Source organism: Burkholderia sp. CCA53, from assembly GCF_001685525.1.
Taxonomy (GTDB): Bacteria; Pseudomonadota; Gammaproteobacteria; order Burkholderiales; family Burkholderiaceae; genus Burkholderia; species Burkholderia multivorans.
This window is the reverse complement of record NZ_BDDJ01000001.1, coordinates 2,889,606-2,907,696: the sequence shown is the minus strand read 5'-3', so window position 1 is coordinate 2,907,696 and position 18,091 is coordinate 2,889,606. Positions and strand designations below refer to the sequence as shown.

The following is an 18,091-nucleotide window of genomic DNA, read 5'->3' as shown; positions in this document are numbered from 1 at the left end:
TCCGAGCACGCACTGCTTGACCTTTGGCAACTGACAATCCATCCGGTCAAGTCAAGTGTCGGATCGAGGCCGCCAACAGTCTCTCGCAGTCCCCTACAGGTGGCCAAGGCGAACTTCAAGCAATCCCTTTCGGGCCGCTGGTAAACTCGGGCAGCCAGTGCAACTTTTACCGCAGCGCTTCTGGACGGAGGCGAGAGAGAGGTGCACGCTAGCGGCGATCTGGCCGTTCGGAGCGAACGCGTCGCAGATCAGGCAGCAGAGCTATCGTCGTTTGGCGGACCAAGCAGCACGTCGATCGCTGCCTGCCCCGCCACCTCCGCGATGAGGTATGCCCAGCGTCGGGTAAAAGGGCCGTTGCGCAAACGGATACGGCTACCTCGTTCGCCAATGAGGACGAGGTTCTGGCTACCTTTTATCTGAAAACTTACGTCGTATAGGTCCTCTGCCGAGGACGTCAGTTCAACATGAATCTCGAAACCCCGATATGGGATTGTCCGGTACATGATGCGCTCCGTCTATTGACGAACCAACGCGCCTCTTGTCGGGGCTGTGCGAAGGGTGATGTCGATTCATTGTACACGTGATGCCGGCGATATCACCGACTTGTACGTCAGCGGCACAGCGCGAGGCCATGGCTGGGACGCAAATCAGCAAGTCTCGCTAATTGAATTCTGGAGGGCGCATTGAGCCTACTTATCCCCGAACTTTTGCTCGTCGATGAGCATGTGACAGTAGGCGTCAGAGGCAGCGAGGAACAAGCCCTCGGAGATGAACGTGCCCGGCACGTCCATATTCGAAATCACAGCTTCGGTTGTGCCGTTCCAATGACGTCGTCGAATATCAATCGTGCCGCGCCACTCTCCTGCCGGACAGGAATTTGCAGAGACGCGATAGAAATAGCTGCGATACAGCTTGAATCCGTCTAGGTCCATTGCCTACTCCCGATCATTCGGTAATCAATCGTAGCACGTCGCGGAGACTTGGATTGCAGGAAGCGAGAAGTCACACATCGAAGAAGGTCTTCGACGACAAGCCGGGCGTCGGCTGCATAATCTACTTGCCGAAGGTAATCTCGCAGCATCAGGTTCCGGAGGCACGTGAGATTGTTCCTGCTCCGGAGACCAGCAAGGATCAGACCGGCACGATCATCGTCAGTACCACCGATGCTCCCTTCTCGATGAAAAAAGCCCGAACACATCGGGACAGCGAATCGCATCGAGATTCGGCTCGTAGATCAAGACCTCCTTCCCACGTTCGCGAATTTGTAAGCGCAATGCCGGTGCGATGCCATGCGACGGCATCATCGGTTAGAACAGTTCTGCGAGCTGCACTGCGTCGTCCCAACTGAAAGTGATCAGCTCGTTTCGCTCGAGGCCCCTCCCGCCGCCGACCGTGTATTGAATCGGCACGGTCTCGATGTGAAAACCGTCGAACACTCGCCGAATATCGGGATGGTCATTAAGGCTCACGATCGCGCCCCTTTGATCGACCGCAGGCGTTGCGCCATCCGCTCGCACCCGCCGAATGGAAACGCCACGCCATACCCTTACGTCTCGTAATACGGCGGGTCCAAGCAGAACAGCGTATGTGGGCGGTCGTATCGATCGATGCACGCAGCCCAATCCAGCCGCTCGATGAACGCGTTCGCAAGGCGCAGATGCGCCGCTGACAGTTTCCCCTCGATGCGCAGGAGATTCCGGTCGGGCGGCGTTGTCGTCGCCGTGCCGAACGTCTGCCCTTCGAGCTTCGCTCCAAAGCAACTTTTCTGCAGGTAGTAGAACCGCGCGGCACGCTGGATATCGGTGAGCGTTTCGGGAACGGTCTGCTTCAGCCACTCGAAGACCTGCCGGCTCGTCAACGCCCATTTGAACTGCCGCACGAATTCCTCGAGGTGGTGCTGGACGACGCGGTAGAGGTTGATCAGCTCACCATTGATGTCGTTGATCACCTCGACTTTGGCTGGCGGCCGGAGGAAACACAGCGCTGCCCCGCCGGCGAACACCTCGACGTAACAGTCGTGCGCCGGGAAGCGCGGGATGAGATGGTCCGCAAGGCGACGCTTGCCGCCGATCCACGGAATAATCGGATTTGCCATTGTGAAAGCCGTTTTTAAACTTGGTGTAGAATCCGGCCCGCCTACCGGTAGGTAGCAGGGCCTTGGCCGATTCACTGGCATGCTCAGTGGAAAGGCGACCGGGGCGCGTGTTGCCGCACGCACCTCGGTCGCCCTGTTTCTTTCGAGACCCTTCGGCCTCAGCGCCGCTCTATCGCGGCTGGTCGGATTGCGCGTTGCCCGTCAACGCGTCGTAACTGCGCTCGCACTGCTGGCCGGCGATACCGCGCTCGTCAGCGATTCGCGCCAGCTCTCCCGCCGCTTCGTCAGCCCGGCCGAACAAGTCGGCAAGCAGATCAAGGGCGCCGCCGGTTGCCGGGCTTCCGGCCGCAGCGCCGGCACGCCGAGCGTCGGCGACGAGCGCGGCGACTTGCTTGCGCAGGCCGTCAGCAGCGCCATCGGCAGCAGCAGCATCGAGGCGTGCCTGATCACGTTCTTTCGCAGCATGGGTTGCGATCTCCTGTTGAGCCGCCAGCTGGCGGCGAAACTCGTTACGTTCGTTCGTCAGGGATTCGATCTGATGCGCCTGATCCGCGACCTTCGCGGACTGGTCTGCATCACGATGCCCCTTGAAATATCCGCACGCCGCACCGGCGACGACGCCGGCAACGACAAGCAGCCAGATGCGCGGGTCGATCCACGTCATGCGGCCACCTCCCCGCCGGCCGCGCGATACGCGGCCAGCAAATGCTCGATCTTGTTTTCATGCTGGCCGTATCCGGCCCCCGGCAGACTGGCCCATACGTTCGAGACCTTCGCGACGGCCTCGCGGAACCGGCCGGCGTCGATCAGCGTCAATGCGCCGTGCTCGCGCAGCTGCTGCAGCGCATATCGGTCCTGCGACACCGGGCCGAAGTCGGGCAACCTCATCTGCGCCTGATAGATCCGCCACCAGCGCGTGAGAATCTGATAGCGGCCGGCGGCCGTCGACGGCACCGGGATCTGCCGATTGAGCACGTTCGGATGCGCCGCGTAGCCCGAAAACAGCAGCGGGCGCGACGGCGTCGAACCAACGAGCACGTTGTAGCCGTCGTCCGACTTCGCCAGCAACGCGGAGCCAATCTCGCTCACGGCGATCATGTCGAGGAACGCGACACGATTCCGGCCGCCGGCAGCGGTAACAGAGATACGCGCCACCGTCACTTCTCCCCGAACAGTCGCTTCGCGTTCCGACGCAGCAGCACCTCGAGGTACTGCGACCCGATGATGCCGAGCGCGCTGCCGAGACCGAGCAGCGCGATCGGCGGCAGATCCGGGATCTGCAACAGTGCCAGCCCGGCGACCATCGACGTCGCCGAACCCAATACCGCCCTGCCAGCAACCAGCCGGAACGTCAGCTGCTCGCTGCCGACCAGCACCTTCGCGACACCAATCAGTCCGCCCATGACGATCAGCTCCAGAATGGTTTTCTCGTGGTCCTGCATTCCACCCCCGCAATAAAAAGAAAAAGCCGCCCGAGTTGCCTCGAGGCGGCTACCGAAAATCGACCTGCGCGCGTGTTACTTCGGCGGCGCCGGCACAACCAAATCGATCTTCTTCGTCGGCTTCTTGCGATGGCCGACCTTCGCCTTGCCCTTGTTGCCGGCGTTCAGCTCCACCGACGTCTCCCACCCCCGGCCGGCGTACGTGTGTCGGACGGAATCGACCAGAAAATCGCCATCCGCCTCTTGCTTGAAGCCGGAAAGCTTCACGATCTTCTCGGCCGATATGTCCGCGCGCCCCTTCATTCGCAGTACGCTGCGCGCGGTGTGCCTGTTCAGCTTCTCGAGCCGCGACTTCGCGCCAGCCTTCGCAGCCTCCGGGCTGGCGAACGCGTGGCGCTCGGTGTGCACCGCGGCGGCGCCGGGCGGAGCGTCGGGATTCGGGATCGTCAGGTCGATCTTCTTCCCCGTTTTCTTGTCGTGCACCTTCGTCCGTACAGCAACGAAGCTCGCACGATCAGGAAACGAGATCTCGTAGTCCGTCAGATCGTCCGGCGTCAGGGTGATGGCAGGCAACGGCTTGCCGCTGGCGCTCTTGCCGCCGCCGATCGGCCCGACGATCAGCTTGCCCGCCTTCACCGTCGCCGTCGCGCCGTACTGCCCCTTCTTCTCGGCCAGCGTCAGCAATTTGATCTCGCGGTCGACGCGCTCCGTCATCGCGCGCTCTGCGACGAGATCGATGCCGGTCTCGCTCGCGCGGCCGGCAGCGACTTCGCGCAGGTGCCGGATATATGCGACGCGGATCTCGTCCATCGACGCGGTCTTGTAATCGAGCCGAGCCTTGTCGACAAACCGTGAAACGGCCGACTGATCAAGATCAAGATGCTCGGCGATCTGCTGCTGAGTCGGCATGAATATGACCCCCTAGGGAGACTCGCCAGTAGAGAAAAAACGCGGGTGCGAGCCCCCGCATGTCTGGTTCCCTGCAGGGTCCCCGGCTTGCTCAAAAAATAGGCAGCCGGGCCGAAAACGCATCCAAATCGGCCAGTCTGTCGCTGGCCCGTGCGGCGCGACCCGGCACCGCCATGCGATGATGCTGGCTCGCCAACCACCCAGCACTACGCCATGTCAGATCAAGCAACCGCCGACAAGCTCGACGAACTGCAATCTCGCGTCCTCGCTCTACGAACGCTCGTTGCCGCATTGCTGGCAACGACTGCGGCGGAACGTCCGGATGCCGACGAATTCCTAACGAGCCTCGCGGACGCGATATCGAACACGGCTGACAATCTTCCTGTTTGGCCGAAATGGCGCGAACACTACAAAGATGAGGTGCAGTCGACGATTGCAATGGCGAGAACGTTCACGCCGAAGTGAGGGCGGACCAAGACGGCCGATATGGTCCTGCCGAAGTCGTCCGACGCGCTCAGCGCCGCCGACAACGCCCTGAGTGCGTCGACCGGCTCTGCATCCGACAAGCCGCACGAACGCGGATCGTTTTGCGCCGCCTCTTCGACGGCCGCCGCGACCTGCTCGCCAACCATCGCGACCGCCGAGCTATCTATCGGGCTTGTTCCCATTCTTGCGCTCCAATGCAAAAAGCCCCGAGGGCTTGCGCGCTCAGGGCTTTGAAGTAGTCGTTGAAGTTACGGCGATTTCGATGGAGCTTCGTTAAGCGCTATCGAGAACAGCGACAAAACGTTACCGGTGTACCGTATAAAGCCTTGCACCGTCTCAACCACCTGCTCGTAGGTCAGTCCATCAAGGAGAGACACTACCAAGGTTATGTCAGAGTCGTAGTAACCCGCCGCCTTGTTTGTGATCCTCTCCCAACGTAATACCTGCGCAATCTCGGGTTTGAATCGGCGCCTCAGGTCTCTAATTTTCTGTCGCGACAGATCAGCAGCGAAGCGCGCAGCAAGCTCATACATTTGCGGAAGCAACGCCTTCCTCAGATGCTTCCCGAACGCTACGGTCCTATGAATCATCCCTCTGACCGCCAAAGCTTGCGCGAATCCGGAACCCGGACTGGCCTCGAGCGATACAAGTTCTCGTGCCATCTCGTAGTGAAACATCGACACTTGCAGAAAGAAGCCGAGCTTCGGAAGAAGATCGTGATTCTGGGGATCCCTGCACCTGTCATACAGGTCATTCAGATTCGCCTCGAGGACGTCGAGCAATTGGGCCGTGCCGCGCTTGCCACCATCCTCCGCGCTCTGATTTTCCCGATGTTGCCTTGCACTGCCGTCCTGCACCATAAACAGCCTCACGTTGTTGCCATTATGCAAATATAGCGCAGACAGGACCAGCAAAACAAAACCCTGAGGGCTTGCGCACTCAGGGTTTCAGAACTCATTTCGTAGGGACGAACGCCCCCACACGACCTAACGGGCTCCACTATCTATTCTTATGTCCCGAGAGGTTTGCACGACTAACGCGCGGTGCCAGCGAACATCCAGTGCTGCAGTAAAGGATGTGCGAAGTTTACGCGATCCGCTCTTGGAATGGAAGACGTTTCATTCTCGCAATTGCCGGCGCATTGTGTCGTACACCGATCCATTCACGCTATCGAGCAGCGCGAGCATGTCGTGAAAGCGACGCGTCCAGTGTCGTCGGTAGTCGACAAGCGGGATACCGAGCGCGTGCGCGCGTGCCGCCTCATCGATCGGACGCTTGCCTGACCCGGAGCAATCGGGGCAGATATACCGACCGCCCCGGCGCACCACGCCGCGCCCCTCGCACTGCACGCACTGATCATTGACCCATTCATCGAGCAACCGCAGCGCAAATCGCTCGACGATGTCGGCCCTCGCACGCTCTACCTCGTGTCCCGAGCGCTGCTCGCGACGATCGTCTCGATTCAAACCGGTGAAGCGGTTGCGCTTGAACCGGCCAGACGTGCGAATCATTTGCGCCAACAGCAGCGTTGCTCGACGCACGGTCTCGCGCCTGACCTCCTGCCCCGCCTTGATCCGAACGAGCAGCCGACCGAGATCGTTCGCAAAGGCGAGTGCGCCCAAAGTAACTTTCGGATCGGCAATCGGGTCGGTGAACTGACCACGAACGCTCATCGCGACACCCGCTCGCTCCATCAAATCGATCATTCTCTTCTCCTTACCGTCCTAACGTCCCAATGTCCCAATGAAAAAGCCTTGCAGGGGCGCGCGCCCGCGCGACATGCGTCGCCTACGTCGCGCACGTCGCATGCACACACGCGCGCACGGAGCGGGCTTTGGGACGTCGGGACATTGGGACGTCCACAGCGCGCCAAGGCTGGCGCAGCAGCGCGCCGAACACACCGACTCCGCGCGCCACAACATCAAAGCGGACTGTCGTCATCGCCTGCGGCCACTGTTTCAGGGATGCGCTCCGGTTCGTGCTCGTCGCGCACATAGAACCACCCACGCGACCCGGTCGATTCGCGCTTGCGAACCCAACCGAGCGACTTCAATGCCTTGCCGATGCGTCGCTGCTCGGGCAACGTCCACTTAGACGAATCGAGCTTCAGCACGTCGCGCAGAATCTCCTCCATCGTCGTGCGATGCGCGAACTCCAGCTGCTTGCCAATCACATCCTCGTACACGTCACCTTCGTAGCGCTCGGCCTGCTCGACTTCGAACAGCGGTCGCTCGGCCTCAGTGACGTGCCATACGACGCCCGAGCGATACAGGTGTACGGCTTCAGCCCACAGCTGATCGCGCACACGCGCGATCCCGTCGATGTCGACCAGCCCGCCGCATCGCAGCGGCCAGTAACGCCGGTTGCCCGACTCATCCTTCAGGTACGCATCGAAGTTGACCGAGCCGGCGAACACACACTGACGATGGACGTCCGTCGCGCGCTTGCCGTAGAAGTTTCGGAAGCGGTCCGTTTCGGTCGCGAAGAAGCTCTTTGCGGCCGACGAGTCGGTCTTGTTCAGCGAATCGAGTTCAGCCAGCTCGATGATCCATTTGCCAGCCATGACGGCGTACGTGTCTTTGTTGCCGATCTGGATCGGCGTATCGGTGAACCACTGCTTGCCGGCGAGAACCTTCAGGGCCGTCGATTTGCGCCAACCCTGCCGGCCTTCGAGGATCAGCACGTTGTCGACCTTGCAGCCCGGCTCCATGACACGCGCGACGGCCGCGATCATCCATTTCATGAACGCCAGCTGGACGTACTCGCTATCCTCGACGTGGAGGTACGTCGCGGGCATCTGACGCACGCGCTCCACACCATCCCACACGAGACCATTCAGGTACTCGCGCACGTCATGGAAATGCGTCGAATCGGCGACCAACAGCACTGCGCTCATGACGATGTCCGGTCGCACCGATATGCCGTATTTCTGCGACAACCAGAGCGTGCAGCGGTAGTCGTCCATGTCCGTCCACTCGCCGGTGGCCCCCTGCGGAAACGGCGGCGCTTTACGCTTTACGACGCGGCCCGCGAAGTCGTCGTGCGCAATGACGCCCTGCCATGCCTTGTGGTTCGACAGAATGAGGTGCACGTTCCCCAATGTAGGCAGCAGCGTGCCCTTTTCCGAGCGGGCAAGATCCCGCTCCCACGTATATGCGCCGTTCTCCGTTTCACGACCGTCCCATTCGCTCTGTTCGGCGGCAGCGGACGTCGCGGCCGACGCAGGCGCTGCGGGCGCATCCATAACGACCGGCCGGATCTCATCGCTCGCTGGCGCGAGAACGGACAGGATCGCGGACTGGATCTGTCGAGCAACGGCGCCGGTGCCCTCCTCGACGTGCAGGTCGTTGAAGTCGGTCAGCTTACGCTCGCCTCGATTCGCAAACACGGGATGGACTACGGTGACACCGTCGACGGCCGCTGCCGCTTCATGCGCACGTTTCAGGCCCGTGTTCTCGAACCGTTTGCGACGCTGCGGCAGGACGTCGTTGCCATACGTCACCTCGACGTACTCGATGCCATTCTCGTCAGCCCGCTTGTGCGCGGCGATCATGTACCACGTGTTCTTCGCTTCGATCCGAATAGGCGGCGCATCGAACGTCAACATGCCCTCGAACCCGAATTCTTCGGCGAGCCATTCGCGCATGCGCTGCTCGACCTTCCAGTCGTCATCTGCGCAAACGAGAATGTGAACGTCCGGATACGCCGCGCGCAGATGCTGCACGGCGGGCAGAATGCCGCCAGCATCGAAGCATACGGACAGCGCGAAAGCTTCACGCGTCGCCATGCGGATTGAGCGGCCAGTCGCGTAGCCTTCGGCGACCAACACCATCTTGTCGTCCGGACCGACGTCGCCTAACAGATAGGCTGCACCCTTCTTTTGCATGCCTTTGTTGAACCGCTTCGCGCCGTCCGGCGTGATCTTCTGCAGACCAACGAGACGCGCGCCATCGGCGTACTGGTACATCGGCACCAGCATCGTGCCGTCATCATCGAAGCGAACGCCTTCTGCCGTGATCTGCTTGCGCTCGAGGTATGCGGACGTACCACTCTCGGCCGCACGCTCCCACTGATCACGCGCCCGATTGGCAGCGAGCTTCGCCTGCCGCGCCTCCCGCTCGGCCTGCGCGCGCTCGGCGGCTTCCTGACGTCGACGCGTTTCCGCCAGCACCTCGCCGCTCAAAGGCGCACCGTCCCATCGGAAGCGTTCCGTACCGGGATCGTCACCCGAGAAGTGACCGTAAGTGCCGGCGTATCCGATCACGGCGCCCTTGCTGATTACCTCGCGCAGCTGGTACCAGTACTTTTTTCGCGGACCATAGCGATGATGCTTGCCATCCGCGATCGGGTGGCCAGCCGGCAATTCCGGATGCCCCGCTGCCGCGAGCTGCGCCCGGATCTGGTCTAGCGACGACATTCAGCGATTCTCCTTTCCAGTTCACGTTGATGGAGGGTCGAGCGCCATGCCTTACGGCCGGCGCTATACACATCGGTCCCGATCGTCTTGCGTTGCGGCATTGAATGCCGGCGGCGCAGGCCGCTGCTGACGCTCTGCAAAGTCACTTTGCTCCCCCGCTGCATCGGGCTCCGCAACTGCGCCTCAGCGCTCGGCGACTTCTTGGTCGATAGCGTCCGCAGCGGCACAACAGAGGCCGTGAAACAAGGCGTTACCGCCGCACTCACTGCAGGCACTCTGTTCCTGTGGAACACATTGACCAAATAGTTGGTCTGTTAGCGGTCGGCTCCTCACTCGCACACTCATCATTTGCCACGTAGGCGACGCCATTCAGCGGACATGCGCTCATCGAATGCTGAAAGATCGGCCGCACAAAGCTGGCCGACGATCTGATCGCGGAACGCGTGACGTTCCGGCTTGGTGGGAAGTGCGCCGCAGAAACGGGCCGCCGCCGCGATGAACACGTCAACGCGACTGACTCGCTCCGCCTCCGCAAGAAACACGGCGACGCGATCGGGAAATGTCGCCATCAGATCGCCAAGAAATCGGCCAGCGTCGTCAGGCGCAATGGCAAAGCGATGAGCAAGGCTTGCGGTCGCGCACGCGAGCTGCTGCGAGTAGCTGCAGCACAGTTCGACCTGCTCGCGCGCGACACGGCAGCACCCCATGCCGGGTTTGAATCGCTCCATGTCAGCGGCGGCGGCGCTTCGCAAGGTTGCGGGCGGCATGGATGAGGCGCTGGAACAGGCGCTGTCCCTTTCGGCCCGTCGCGATGATCTCTTCGGCCTTGCGATCATCGATCCGCTGATCTTCGAGCGCGCGCGTCACGTCGTCTGCGACGCGGCCGACGTGCGCCTGCAGATGCAGCGCCGTCGAAACCAGCCGCATTGCGCCCGGCTCCAGCGCCTCATCGGCACCGTGCTCGTCCACGTGCTCTGCGACCAATCCGAAACGGGCGTTCAGTGCATGGAGCGCATCGAGTGCGTGCGCCTTGGCCTCGGTCTTTTCCTGCATCCACTCGATCAGCAACTCGAACATTTCCATCGACAGTCAATCGCGCCGAAATGATCATCGACGGCATCGTCAGCAACGAAGGCAAGCGGTCATCGCCGCTCGACCTTGCTGCGGCTATCGCGGAATTGCGTGACGTTCATGGCATGACCATCGCGACGATCTGCAAGCGGCTCAACATCACGGATCAAACCGTCCGTGACGTCGCGCTGCTCGAACGTGCGCCAGCGGAACTGCACCAGATGGTCCGCGACGGGACGGTCTCGGGCACGTTGGCGATCGAACAGATCCGCGACCATGGGGCAGACAAGGCTCTCGACCGGCTCCAGAAAGGCGTGGCAAAGGCTGCTGCGGCCGGTAAGACGCGCGTGACGAAGAAGCACCTCGACATGGCTCCTGCGTCCTCTACGTCTCGCGACGCGGGTGTAGCTGCGTCAACCGCAGCAAAACCGGCCGCGCGCTCGAACGCACCGCGCCAAGTCGCTGACGGGCAGGCCAAGCAACTTTTGCGGGCGCTGCAAGCGGTCCTGCACGACGATGGATTCGGCAAGCTCTCACCTGCAACCATCGAAGCCGTCCACGCAGCGCTGATGCCCGTCGCCGATTTGCTGGACGTTCGACCAATCACCACGACGTCGGCCGCCGCGAAACACGGGCTGCACCCTGCGACCGCATGGCCGTTTCCGACAGGAGTCGCCAATTGACCTCGCGCCCGGCCCTTTCTACCCCTCTTCCGCTGCCGCGAAAGCGGGAACACGCGAAAAAGCGCACGCCTATCGCACTGGCGAGCCTCAACGGCACTTCGTTGCAGTCGAACAACGATGGGCTGACGCCCGAAACAGCGATCCAGAAAAACGAAGCCTTGGCGGATACGCGCCGCGACGGTTTCGACGTGATGTCGATCGCACTGGAACTCAACGTCGCGCGAGGGCAGTAACGCATGACCGTCGCAATGAAGCCGATCTATCTGGATATTGAATCGGTCTCCGCAGCTATCTCGCTTTCGCCCGCCGTCATTCATAAACTGGTTCGCCAAGACCAGTTTCCGAAGCCGCGGGCGCTCTCGGGTCGTCGCGTTGGATGGCTTACTCGGGAAATCGAAGAATGGGCCGAAGCTCGCACGCCCTCGGAGTTTCTGCCCCCGCCGAACTGTGGGACTGGGCGACGCAAGGCTAACGCGCATGCGCCCGACTAAGTTGTATAGGCCGAGACCTCACCGGTCAATCAACGTCAGGTTAGGTCTCGGACAATACGACCGCTCGTCGCCAATGGCAGTGATCGAACCGGAGCGGTCCATCAATTCGACGTAAACCCGCCATTCGTCTTGCAACCTATCGTGGTAGAACCGTCCTGTAATTCCATCCTCGCGCTTGTGTTAGCCATTGATCGTACGTCCTTTGGCGATCTACCAGCTCCATGCTCAGCGCTGCCATGGCCATATACTCCAGCACGCGCCAGTTCGCATCGTCTCCCTTCCTGAAAGCGGCTTCGATGGCGTCCAGCGCCAGTTCGAACTCGTTGTGATTCAAGAACTCCTCAAAATCGGCGATCTCATCTGCGCACACTCCGTCCGCAGTTTCGGAGAGGTGAGCTCGCGCCTCGCGAAGATACTCCGAGGTCTTGCTCCAGGTCGAATGGAAATCGCGATCAGCCGGCATATGAGTTCTCTTTAGATCGGACGCGCCCAATTGTCGGCAATTTGAACCCAAGTGCCGAATGACCGATTGTGGCCGACCTGAGCCAGCCGATCTGACGCTGACCGTTGGATCTAGTCCAACCTTTTACAAGCAAGCTCTTCAAGCTTCGCATCCAGCTTCGTCAACCACTGCCGGCGCTCGGCGTCATACCTGTGACGATTGTAAACGCCGCCGACTCCGGGCAGCATGTGCCCGATGATCGCCTCACCGACCTCGTATGGGCAGCCGAGCGCCGCCAGCATGGTACGCGCTGTCCGACGCAGGTCGTGAGGTGCCCAATGCGTAACGGGTAGCCGCGGCCGAGACTGCTCCGGCCGCGTTTCGCTGTAGGGCATATGGAAATGAACCGCCTGCCCAAACACCTTTTGTTGCATCGGTCCGCCCCTTTCCGCCGGAAATAGCCATCCCTTGCCATAACGCGCGAGCCGGCGGCGCACGATCGCTTCCGCTCGGCCGATCAACGGCACTCGCAGGTCGGTAGCGTTCGCATGCCGTGCGTTCTTCGTCTTTGCCTTGGGAATCGTCCACCACAGGCCGTCTGGCTCCTCGCTAATCTCCGCGCCCTCCATCGAAGCAATCTCTGCGCCGCGCGTTCCGGTCCAGAGGTAAAGAGTCAAAGCGTCCTCAACGTTGCGGCTGAAGTTCGGCAACCAGTTTATTAACGCCCCAACCTCACCCTCATTCAGAAACCGCTTTACGGTCCCGACGGGCTGCCCCTGAATGCGCTTGCCGTTGCTCCTCAGCCTACCGCGCATAATTTGACGCCACCAGTTCGGCGTCGACTCCGGAATCTTGCCGGCGTCTAACGCGTAGTCCCATGCCGCACCCAGCTCGAGCCGGAGCTTCGAGGCTTGCACCGGAATGTGCCGAAAGGCGTCGATTTTGGCGAACGCACGCTCGCGCGTCACCTCGGCAACCGGCAAGTCGGCGATGTCTTCGATCATGGTTCGAAACATGCGGGCGACCTCAGTCGCTCCCTTGATGCCTCGATTTACGTCTATGTGGCCTTTCAGATATGCCGCACATATTTCGCGCACGGTCGGCGAATCCCCTTGCTGTACCATTACGCCGACAGAACCGTTTGCTTGCCGCTTCTTCAGCGCCGGATCGTTGCCTGCGTTGCGCTCGTCCCTCAAGCGCTCCCACTCAACGGCCGCCGCGGCGATCGACAGGGCGGGCCATTCGCCGATCTTGATTTGTCGCATACGTCCATCGACGGGCGACTTGTAACGGTAAATCCAGCTACGGCGCGACGCAGTCGCCTGCAGCCGAAGACCCGGACATCCGTCAATATTCAGGTGTGCACCGGGCAAAAGTTGCTTTGCCGTACGGGCGTCAAACCGCATTCATACCTCAGCGTAGGTTTCCGCCATACGCCGGGGTAGCCCGGCGTAGGCTCGTGTTGTGACAGAGGCAAAAAGCTACGCCGACAACGGAAATTTCGCAAGATGTCGCGACATGGGGAAATTCGATAGCCGATACCCCAAAACGGACGGAATGCCTTGATGGATAAGGACGTGCAGGAAATTACGGAAGTGAAACAGCAGCTTACGGAAGCCGCAATAAGCAATCATACGCCGATGATGCAGCAGTACCTACGCATCAAGGCCGAGCATCCCGACACGCTCGTCTTCTACCGGATGGGCGATTTCTACGAGCTGTTCTTCGAGGACGCCGAGAAGGCCGCGCGCCTGCTCGACCTGACCCTCACGCAGCGCGGCGCGTCGGCGGGCAATCCGATCAAGATGGCCGGCGTGCCGCACCATGCGGTCGAACAATATCTGGCGAAACTCGTGAAGATGGGCGAGTCGGTCGCGATCTGTGAGCAGATCGGCGATCCCGCGATGTCGAAGGGCCCGGTCGAACGCAAGGTCGTGCGTGTCGTCACGCCGGGCACGCTGACGGACGCGGCGCTGCTGTCCGACAAGAACGACGTATACCTGCTCGCGATGTGCACCGGGCACAACAAGCGCGGCGTGGCGATCAACATCGGCCTCGCGTGGCTGAACCTCGCGAGCGGCGCGCTGCGGCTCGCCGAAATCGAACCGGACCAGCTCGGCGCGGCGCTCGAGCGGATCCGGCCCGCCGAAATCCTGACGGCCGACGGCGCGACCGACGCGATTCCGGCCGGCGCAGGCGCGATCAAGCGCGTGCCTACATGGCACTTCGATATTGCTTCGGGTACGCAGCGTCTGTGCGAGCAGCTGGACGTCGCGAGCCTCGACGGATTCGGTGCGCATTCGCTGACGAGCGCGTGCGGCGCGGCCGGCGCGCTGCTGCTGTATGCGGCCGCGACGCAAGGCCAGCAACTGCGCCACGTGCGCAGCCTGAAAGTCGAAAACGAAAGCGAATACATCGGCCTCGATCCCGCGACGCGCCGCAACCTCGAACTGACCGAAACGCTGCGCGGCACCGAGTCGCCGACGCTCTATTCGCTGCTCGATACCTGCTGCACGACGATGGGCAGCCGCCTGCTGCGCCACTGGCTGCATCATCCGCCGCGCGCGTCCGTCGCCGCGCAGTCGCGCCAGCAGGCGATCGGCGCGCTGCTCGATGCGCCGGCGGACGCCAGTCTCGACGCGCTGCGCAGTGCGCTGCGCCAGATTGCCGACGTCGAACGGATCACCGGGCGTCTCGCGCTGCTGTCCGCGCGTCCGCGCGACCTGTCGAGCCTGCGCGATACGTTCGCCGCACTGCCGGCGCTGCGCGAGCGCATCAAGCCGATCGTCGCGAACGCCGATACGCTCGCACGCCTGGACGCGGCGCTCGCCCCGCCCGCCGAATGCCTGGACCTGCTGACGAACGCGATCGCACCCGAGCCTGCCGCGATGGTGCGCGACGGCGGCGTGATCGCACGCGGCTACGATGCCGAGCTCGACGAGCTGCGCGACATCTCCGAGAACTGCGGGCAGTTCCTGATCGATCTCGAAGCACGCGAGCGCGCACGCACCGGCATTGCGAACCTGCGCGTCGAATACAACAAGGTGCACGGCTTCTATATCGAAGTCACGCGCGGCCAGACCGACAAGGTGCCCGACGACTACCGGCGCCGCCAGACGCTGAAGAATGCGGAACGCTACATCACGCCCGAACTGAAGACGTTCGAGGACAAGGCCCTGTCCGCGCAGGAGCGCGCACTATCGCGTGAGCGCGCACTGTACGACTCGGTGCTGCAGGCGCTGCTGCCGTTCATTCCGGAATGTCAGCGCGTCGCCTCGGCGCTCGCGGAACTGGATCTGCTCGCCGCGTTCGCCGAGCGCGCACGCGCGCTCGACTGGGTCGCGCCGACGTTCACCGACGAAGTCGGCATCGAAATCGAACAGGGCCGGCATCCGGTCGTCGAAGCGCAGGTCGAGCAGTTCATCGCGAACGACTGCCGGTTCGGCGCCGAGCGCAAGCTGCTGCTGATCACGGGCCCGAACATGGGCGGTAAGTCGACGTTCATGCGGCAGACGGCGCTGATCGCGCTGATGGCCTACGTCGGCAGCTACGTACCGGCGAAGTCGGCGCGCTTCGGCCCGATCGACCGGATCTTCACGCGCATCGGCGCCGCCGACGATCTGGCAGGCGGCCGCTCGACGTTCATGGTCGAGATGACCGAGGCCGCCGCGATTCTCAACGACGCCACGCCGCAGAGCCTCGTGCTGATGGACGAGATCGGTCGCGGGACGTCGACATTCGACGGTCTCGCACTCGCCTGGGCGATTGCGCGCCACCTGCTCGCACACAACGGCTGCTATACGCTGTTCGCGACGCACTACTTCGAACTCACGCAGCTGCCGCTCGAATTCCCGCAGGCGGCCAACGTGCATCTGTCGGCCGTCGAGCACGGGCACGGGATCGTGTTCCTGCACGCGGTCAACGAAGGGCCGGCAAATCAGAGCTACGGGCTGCAGGTCGCGCAGCTCGCCGGTGTGCCGGCGCCGGTGATCCGCGCGGCACGCAAGCATCTGGCGCACCTCGAACAGCAGTCGGCGGCACAGCAAACGCCGCAGCTCGATCTGTTCAGCGCGCAGCCGGCGCCCGGCGATCTCGAGTGTGCGGATGCGCCCGTCGTCCCCGACACACCGCATCCGGCGCTCGAGAAGCTGCGCGAGATCGATCCGGACGACCTGAAGCCGCGCGAAGCGCTCGACCTGCTGTACCAGCTGCGCGCACTCGTGCGGGACCACGATGGCGACGCACGCGCGTGAGCGCGTGATGTCGCGCCTGCCGGCGTGCGCGATGGCTGCGCTCGCCGCAGCGGCAATCGTGCTGTCGCCGGCCCGCGCGCATGGCGCGCCGGCCGCGCGCGCGTCCGCGCCCTACTCGTTCGCGGTCGTATCGGGCGTCATGAGCACGCCCGCCGACGAGCCCGCCGCGCAGCGCATGCTCGAATCGATCGCACGCGAACGCAATCTCGCGTTCGTCGTCTATGCGGGCAACCTCAAGGGACCAAAAGAAGCGTGTCGCGACGCGATCTATACGCAGCGCAGTGCGATCCTCGACGCGTCGCGCGCGCCGCTCGTATTCGTCCCCGGCCACGACGACTGGGTAACCTGCGGGACACCGACGGGCGGGCATTACGATCCGGTCGAGCGACTGGACTTCCTGCGGCAGACGCTGCTCGCCGAATCCGCGCTGCCCGATCGCAACGCATTGCCGATCACGCGCGAAAGCGAAGTCGCGCGGTTCCGTCCGTATCGCGAAAACGCGCGCTGGATGCAAGGAGACGTCGTCTACGTCGCGCTGAATGCGCCCGCGCCGAACAACCACTTTCTGACGGCCGGCGGCCGCAACGGCGAATTCGAGGATCGCGTGATCGCCAACGCGTTCTGGGTCGACCATGCGGCCGAATACGCGAAGCGGCGCGATGCACGCGCGATGGTGGTGATTTTCGAGGGCGATCCGCAGTTCGATCGCTATGAACGCGCGGAACGCTTTGCGTGGCTGCGCTTCAACCGGCCGCGCGTGCGCGACGGATTCCGCGAGCTGAAACGCACGTTGGTCAAGGCAGCGGCGACATTCCGCGGGCCGATCCTCGTCATTCATGCGAGCGCGGAACCGCTCGCGAACGGCTTTCTGATCGACCGTCCGCTGCGCGCAGACGATGGCGAACCGGTGGGAAATGTCACGCGCGTCGCGATCGGCCCGCGTCAGCCGGCGAATCAGTGGGTCAAGGTGAGCGTGTCGCCGGCGCGGCAGACGCCGTTCGGCGTGAGCTTGCAGACGGTGCCGAAGAATGTGCCGGTGCCGCCCTCGCTGCCGCTCGTCCCGCACGACGACGTGCCGTTGCCGCAAATGCCGGAGATCCCGGCGTTGCCGGCGCTGCCGGACTCGTCGTCGGTCGCGCCGCCGCTGCAGGGCGACGGCACGGCGCCCGGCAGCGCATCATGGCCGGCGCCGCCGCAGGCGACGCCAGGCGAACCGGCGAGCTCAGTGCAGCGTGCGCCCTGACGGCGACGCGTCGTTCGGACGATCGTCTTCGTCGTCTTCGTCCTCGTCGACGATCTCGAGCCCTTCCGCGCCGTGCACGTGCTCGTGTTCGATCTCTTCCTCGGTCGCTTCACGCACGTCCTTCACGGTCAGCGCGAAATGCAGCGCCATGCCGGCGAGCGGATGGTTGCCGTCGAGCACGACCTTGTCTTCGGCGATGTCGGTGACCGTGTAGATCAGCGAGTCGACTTCCTCGTCGCCGTCTTCCGGCGTGCCTTCGAACTGCATGCCCACTTCGAGCGGCTCGGGAAAACGGTCGCGCGGCTCGATCTTCACGAGTTCGGGATCGTAGTCGCCGAACGCGTCCTGCGGCTCGAGCTGGATCTGCGTCTGGTAGCCGGGCTCCTGGCCATCGAGCTGTTCCTCGATCTTGGGGAACGTGCCATCATAGCCGCCGTGCAGATAGACCATCGGCTCGTCGCTTTCCTCGATCAGATTGCCTTGCGCATCCGACAGCTTGTAAGCGATAGACACGACAGTGTTTTTTGCGATTTTCATCCAATTCTCCCAAATACAAGTC

The 18,091-nt window shown here is 62.6% G+C and carries 18 protein-coding genes and 4 pseudogenes; 7 read left to right on the top strand and 15 right to left on the bottom strand.

Annotated elements, in window-relative coordinates; genetic code table 11:
* Positions 1–248: 248 nt before the first annotated feature.
* Together BCR55_RS30795 and BCR55_RS13485 are read right to left on the bottom strand one after the other, a co-directional pair.
* Complete coding sequence (locus BCR55_RS30795) at positions 249–503, bottom strand: hypothetical protein (RefSeq protein WP_080594100.1); 255 nt, start codon at positions 501–503, stop codon at positions 249–251.
* A gap of 186 nt (positions 504–689) precedes the next feature.
* Positions 690–932: a hypothetical protein gene (locus BCR55_RS13485; protein WP_006414243.1), complete on the bottom strand. Its 243-nt coding sequence runs from the start codon at positions 930–932 to the stop codon at positions 690–692.
* Between the two features lie 80 nt (positions 933–1,012).
* On the opposite strand from BCR55_RS13485, the pseudogene BCR55_RS30790 reads away from it, so the two are divergent.
* A pseudogene (locus BCR55_RS30790) lies at positions 1,013–1,268 on the top strand (LysR family transcriptional regulator); the annotation flags it as partial.
* A 39-nt stretch (positions 1,269–1,307) separates the two neighbouring features.
* Here the strand turns inward: BCR55_RS30790 and BCR55_RS13475 are convergent.
* The 5 genes and pseudogenes from BCR55_RS13475 to BCR55_RS13455 all read right to left on the bottom strand — a co-directional run.
* Positions 1,308–2,095 (bottom strand): annotated as a pseudogene (locus tag BCR55_RS13475) (DNA adenine methylase).
* 169 nt (positions 2,096–2,264) lie between these two features.
* Positions 2,265–2,759 carry a DUF2514 family protein gene (locus tag BCR55_RS13470; RefSeq protein ID WP_065494649.1) on the bottom strand — a complete coding sequence of 165 codons (495 nt, stop codon included), beginning with the start codon at positions 2,757–2,759 and terminating at the stop codon, positions 2,265–2,267.
* On the bottom strand, positions 2,756–3,250 hold the full coding sequence (locus BCR55_RS13465; RefSeq protein ID WP_065494648.1) for a glycoside hydrolase family protein: 495 nt from the start codon (positions 3,248–3,250) through the stop codon (positions 2,756–2,758). Before BCR55_RS13465 ends, BCR55_RS13470 begins: the two co-directional genes overlap by 4 nt.
* Positions 3,251–3,252: 2 nt before the next feature.
* Positions 3,253–3,537: a phage holin family protein gene (locus BCR55_RS13460; RefSeq protein ID WP_059783318.1), complete on the bottom strand. Its 285-nt coding sequence runs from the start codon at positions 3,535–3,537 to the stop codon at positions 3,253–3,255.
* A gap of 75 nt (positions 3,538–3,612) precedes the next feature.
* A pseudogene (locus BCR55_RS13455) lies at positions 3,613–4,290 on the bottom strand (phage late control D family protein); the annotation flags it as partial.
* A gap of 369 nt (positions 4,291–4,659) precedes the next feature.
* On the opposite strand from BCR55_RS13455, the gene BCR55_RS32425 reads away from it, so the two are divergent.
* Positions 4,660–4,911: a hypothetical protein gene (locus BCR55_RS32425; RefSeq protein WP_125902822.1), complete on the top strand. Its 252-nt coding sequence runs from the start codon at positions 4,660–4,662 to the stop codon at positions 4,909–4,911.
* 269 nt (positions 4,912–5,180) lie between these two features.
* Here the strand turns inward: BCR55_RS32425 and BCR55_RS13445 are convergent, their stop codons facing one another.
* The 5 genes and pseudogenes from BCR55_RS13445 to BCR55_RS13425 all read right to left on the bottom strand — a co-directional run.
* The gene (locus BCR55_RS13445) at positions 5,181–5,846 is read right to left on the bottom strand and encodes a hypothetical protein (RefSeq protein WP_060097137.1); all 666 of its coding nucleotides are present in this window, start codon (positions 5,844–5,846) and stop codon (positions 5,181–5,183) included.
* Positions 5,847–6,050: 204 nt separating this feature from the next.
* Positions 6,051–6,638 carry a hypothetical protein gene (locus tag BCR55_RS13440; protein WP_006414260.1) on the bottom strand — a complete coding sequence of 196 codons (588 nt, stop codon included), beginning with the start codon at positions 6,636–6,638 and terminating at the stop codon, positions 6,051–6,053.
* A gap of 215 nt (positions 6,639–6,853) precedes the next feature.
* Positions 6,854–9,349 (bottom strand): VapE domain-containing protein, encoded by a 2,496-nt coding sequence (locus BCR55_RS13435; protein WP_006414288.1) that lies wholly within the window; start codon positions 9,347–9,349, stop codon positions 6,854–6,856.
* Positions 9,350–9,693: 344 nt separating this feature from the next.
* Positions 9,694–10,077, bottom strand: a complete 384-nt coding sequence (locus BCR55_RS13430; RefSeq protein WP_065494647.1) for a hypothetical protein — start codon at positions 10,075–10,077, stop codon at positions 9,694–9,696.
* 1 nt (position 10,078) lies between these two features.
* Positions 10,079–10,438 (bottom strand): annotated as a pseudogene (locus tag BCR55_RS13425) (phage regulatory CII family protein); the annotation flags it as partial.
* A gap of 14 nt (positions 10,439–10,452) precedes the next feature.
* Between BCR55_RS13425 and BCR55_RS13420 the strand changes: the two are divergent.
* The 3 genes from BCR55_RS13420 to BCR55_RS30780 are packed head-to-tail and all read left to right on the top strand — an operon-like array spanning position 10,453 to position 11,594.
* Complete coding sequence (locus BCR55_RS13420) at positions 10,453–11,103, top strand: hypothetical protein (RefSeq protein ID WP_371493071.1); 651 nt, start codon at positions 10,453–10,455, stop codon at positions 11,101–11,103.
* Complete coding sequence (locus BCR55_RS30785) at positions 11,100–11,336, top strand: hypothetical protein (RefSeq protein ID WP_139094031.1); 237 nt, start codon at positions 11,100–11,102, stop codon at positions 11,334–11,336. The genes BCR55_RS13420 and BCR55_RS30785 overlap by 4 nt, the downstream gene beginning before the upstream one ends.
* Positions 11,337–11,339: 3 nt before the next feature.
* Complete coding sequence (locus BCR55_RS30780) at positions 11,340–11,594, top strand: AlpA family phage regulatory protein (RefSeq protein ID WP_346269210.1); 255 nt, start codon at positions 11,340–11,342, stop codon at positions 11,592–11,594.
* A gap of 136 nt (positions 11,595–11,730) precedes the next feature.
* Here the strand turns inward: BCR55_RS30780 and BCR55_RS13415 are convergent, their stop codons facing one another.
* Together BCR55_RS13415 and BCR55_RS13410 are read right to left on the bottom strand one after the other, a co-directional pair.
* Entirely contained in the window at positions 11,731–12,057 is a 327-nt protein-coding gene (locus tag BCR55_RS13415) for a hypothetical protein (protein WP_065494646.1), read from the bottom strand.
* 110 nt (positions 12,058–12,167) lie between these two features.
* On the bottom strand, positions 12,168–13,442 hold the full coding sequence (locus BCR55_RS13410; protein ID WP_065494645.1) for an integrase family protein: 1,275 nt from the start codon (positions 13,440–13,442) through the stop codon (positions 12,168–12,170).
* Positions 13,443–13,601: 159 nt separating this feature from the next.
* Between BCR55_RS13410 and mutS the strand changes: the two genes are divergently transcribed.
* Together mutS and BCR55_RS13400 are read left to right on the top strand one after the other, a co-directional pair.
* Entirely contained in the window at positions 13,602–16,289 is a 2,688-nt protein-coding gene (mutS, locus tag BCR55_RS13405) for a DNA mismatch repair protein MutS (protein WP_065494644.1), read from the top strand.
* Positions 16,270–17,532 carry a hypothetical protein gene (locus BCR55_RS13400; RefSeq protein WP_065494643.1) on the top strand — a complete coding sequence of 421 codons (1,263 nt, stop codon included), beginning with the start codon at positions 16,270–16,272 and terminating at the stop codon, positions 17,530–17,532. The genes mutS and BCR55_RS13400 overlap by 20 nt, the downstream gene beginning before the upstream one ends.
* Here the strand turns inward: BCR55_RS13400 and BCR55_RS13395 are convergent.
* Positions 17,512–18,069, bottom strand: coding sequence for a peptidylprolyl isomerase (locus BCR55_RS13395; RefSeq protein ID WP_065494642.1), 558 nt, complete (start codon positions 18,067–18,069; stop codon positions 17,512–17,514). The genes BCR55_RS13400 and BCR55_RS13395 overlap by 21 nt on opposite strands.
* Between the last annotated feature and the right edge of the window lie 22 nt (positions 18,070–18,091).